General features: G+C 42.6%; 3 protein-coding genes and 2 pseudogenes. 1 reads left to right on the forward strand and 4 read right to left on the reverse strand.

What is annotated here, in order from left to right; all coding sequences use genetic code 11:
- Positions 1 to 184 (forward strand): annotated as a pseudogene (locus tag Xbed_RS18230) (IS982 family transposase); the annotation flags it as partial.
- Positions 185 to 492: 308 nt separating this feature from the next.
- Here the strand turns inward: Xbed_RS18230 and Xbed_RS18235 are convergent.
- The 4 genes and pseudogenes from Xbed_RS18235 to Xbed_RS18250 form a co-directional block, all read right to left on the reverse strand.
- On the reverse strand, positions 493 to 1,104 hold the full coding sequence (locus tag Xbed_RS18235; RefSeq protein WP_086114249.1) for a hypothetical protein: 612 nt from the start codon (positions 1,102 to 1,104) through the stop codon (positions 493 to 495).
- Positions 1,101 to 2,291 (reverse strand): DUF2515 family protein, encoded by a 1,191-nt coding sequence (locus Xbed_RS18240; RefSeq protein WP_086114250.1) that lies wholly within the window; start codon positions 2,289 to 2,291, stop codon positions 1,101 to 1,103. Before Xbed_RS18240 ends, Xbed_RS18235 begins: the two co-directional genes overlap by 4 nt.
- A 98-nt stretch (positions 2,292 to 2,389) precedes the next feature.
- Complete coding sequence (locus Xbed_RS18245; protein WP_086114251.1) at positions 2,390 to 2,623, reverse strand: hypothetical protein; 234 nt, start codon at positions 2,621 to 2,623, stop codon at positions 2,390 to 2,392.
- Positions 2,620 to 2,968 (reverse strand): annotated as a pseudogene (locus tag Xbed_RS18250) (DUF4123 domain-containing protein); the annotation flags it as partial. The gene Xbed_RS18245 and the pseudogene Xbed_RS18250, both read right to left, overlap by 4 nt.

Below are 2,968 nucleotides of genomic sequence, written 5' to 3' on the forward strand. Positions count from 1 at the left end.
AACCGTGATTGGTCAACTCGCCGGCCAATTTGCTATCGAGAAGTGCTGGGCACGGGATTTGTGGCATTTGAGTAATCGAATTGCCAGAAAACTGCTTTCTCACATGTTGGGTATTTTTGCCAATTTTAAACAAGGTAAAAGTCAACGCGACTGGCTTCAACAAGCCAACGTTATAGGATGTTAAAGTCGAACATCGCGTTAATTTAAATTAACACCATAATGTTACGGGATAGACTGGGATAACATGGGATAGAGTAACATAATGAAATATATGACAAATATATTATTTACCCCGTTATCCCGTGAAAATCTGTGCAGTTATATAAAAATAATCGATAGTGACGGCTATATTTTTTCAGCTCTCCGAGCTACCGGGTTAATGTATTAGCCCGGTAGCTCGGAGATGACAAGCGTAGCGCGTCAGTATCGTCCTGAATTGTGGATGCTAGAAAAGATATTCTCACATCTACTTTGGTTTGTGCTATTCCCCAATTACCACGGTTTGGAAATCACTAATGTGATCAAATAGCGTTCTTCATCAGGGTGCCGGTCATCTTTAAAACGTCCCAAATTCAGTTTAATCTGATACTGATCATCTGCTTGCCAATAGGTCGTTCCTGGGGCTTTCATATGGCGAAGATTATCGTGTAATTCTGGAGTATTCACCAAGGGGTAATATCCTTTAAGAAGTACCCAACCTGCTTTACTCCATTGATCTTGTAAATCCAATACAATTTTAATCGCATCGTCGTAGAGCAACGGTTCGATTTGTGGTGACATGCGTACACTAGTGATGACATCATCTGCGTATAGGACAGCAAAGAATCGAGCTGGAGGGGTAATAAATCCATATTTCGGGTCGATAAACCGTAATCGTGCATCCGTTTTTGGAATATTATGCCAAATCTTACCCGGAAGGTGTGGAGCAATAGTGGCACTGGAACGTTGTCGCATATCCTCGTAAGGTTCACCGATTATCAGAGCTATCACAGGTTCCTTTGAATAAAAGGAATGGTAGAGGTAAACAGCGGTCAGCCCTAATGCAATGAAAATTGCAAGGATTAAACCATTACGCCGCCAACTTATGCGTTGTAAGAGATTCATTCTACACCTCGCCCTGCCGCAATATTTTTTAGAGATTCTTCGAGCAAACTTCGGTTGCCATCATGCAGCATCTCATCAAAACGGGTTGCTGCTTTATACACGAAAGGCATACGTTGTTCTATATCAGAAAGATCGGCCAGTGCCTCATCACTAAATTCGATAGTACGGCCATCATCAACACGTCGGCACTGGCTCGCCAACGTTAATTCAACCGATTCCGCTACACCAGAAGGCAAGCCAGTGACAAAAGAGATTTGATTGCCCCGTAATAATAAGACTAAGTGAGTATCACTGTACATTGTGGGTTGTAATATATTGATTTGTTCATGGTTGGCGAGATGCACAACGCCTTGAGCAATCTTCCCCGCTTCTATCGCTTCAAAAGCCAGAAGAATATCTGGATAGTCCTGACCAAATTCAAATTTTTCTTGCCCTATCGGCCATAGTATTGGGAATTGGTTGTTATAGTAGATGTTTTTTCGCCCCTTTAAACAAGTTTTGAGATCTTTCAACCCGCGTTGCTTATAGAAAGCATGTAGTGGATACACATCCAAAAATAACGTTGTATTTCCCAGCGCCATCATTTCATACACATGGTCGAACTGTTGCTGTGTCACGCTTAATTGCTCACCAGGGAGATGGATGTCAGGAATTGATGACAGAGGGTTATTTCCTCGAGCTTGCTTATGTTCTTCCATAGCATGAGCAATATTTGCACTCTCATTCTCGGTCATAGGCTTTGGATAAATTGGCCAATCCAGTTGCCATGATGTATCAACCTCCATTACGCTCTTAACTACACGCTTTTTAGTGTCACTTTGAGTTTGTATCTTTTCGTTTGTATTATAGGCATGCAACAAACCACACCCCACTTGCTTCGAAGCGAAAGCAGCAAGACCAGCCCATTGGAAACGATTATCTTCCAACCATATTTTAGCGTAAGCCGCATTAATGCGTTTGTTGCGTTCTTTGGGGTCGGCAATCAACTTGCCTCCGGGTGCAACAATGTCTTCGGCTTCTTTCTGATACCTGCGCCAAACACATTCACAGGTGAGTATCGGCACATCAATAACTTTAATTTGTTTTCCGTCTTTTTCTTCGAAATGACAGTCACACGCGGCCACTGATTGAGTGCTTTTGTACAACTCCATGTCATCGTATTTATGTTTTTTAAAGACTTCGGTCATTTACGTCTTCCTGATTAAAATGGGTTTAATATCATTCCGTTACTAAATTTTTTATATCCGCCATTCGCCTCATTCCTATTTTTAATGAGGTGTGTCAACTAAACCGCCTGAGAAGGATTTATTTTGATGGTGAACGGTGTGCTGGTTAAACCCTCTTCAAGATTCATACCATGACCATCACTTGTTCCCGAATGTTCCAGCCCTTTATTTGTCAGAATGTAAGGCACATTAGAGATAGGCTCATTGGTGTAGTCTCTGACAAGTTTAATGTATAAGTCACTTTTAAGTATTTTCTGGCAATCATGGCAATAAACCGAATTTTCGTTACTCATAAATCATCGCTCCTGTTATTTTTTTCTTGTTCCATCGCCAGCAGGTAATCCTGACTGGCGAGTTTTTCGACACGGTAACCGACTGCCATTTTTTGCCGCAACCACTGCTCAATCCGGGGTTCCAGACTGCCTTCTGGCTGATCCAGTTGCTTCGCCATCTGGCCGTGGTTTTCCCATAAATCGCAATAAAGTGAACTGGTTAACACTTTCAGTCCGTAGGGAGAACGTAACCAGACTGCCAGCAAATGCTCACCCAATGTAAACGGGATTTCGCTGTTACCTTCGCTACACGCGTCGGGACGGCAAAACCGCATTGGTTGCGGCCTGTCTATCAGCAGTTCTGTG

The organism is Xenorhabdus beddingii (genome assembly GCF_002127545.1).
In the GTDB taxonomy this organism is placed as follows: Bacteria; Pseudomonadota; Gammaproteobacteria; order Enterobacterales; family Enterobacteriaceae; genus Xenorhabdus; species Xenorhabdus beddingii.

What these genes read in the sequence shown, in the direction of transcription:
- Xbed_RS18235 (WP_086114249.1), bottom strand. Translation starts at nt 1,104, where the DNA reads ATGAATCTCTTACAACGCATAAGTTGGCGGCGTAATGGTTTAATCCTT.
- Xbed_RS18240 (WP_086114250.1), bottom strand. Translation starts at nt 2,291, where the DNA reads ATGACCGAAGTCTTTAAAAAACATAAATACGATGACATGGAGTTGTAC.
- Xbed_RS18245 (WP_086114251.1), bottom strand. Translation starts at nt 2,623, where the DNA reads ATGAGTAACGAAAATTCGGTTTATTGCCATGATTGCCAGAAAATACTT.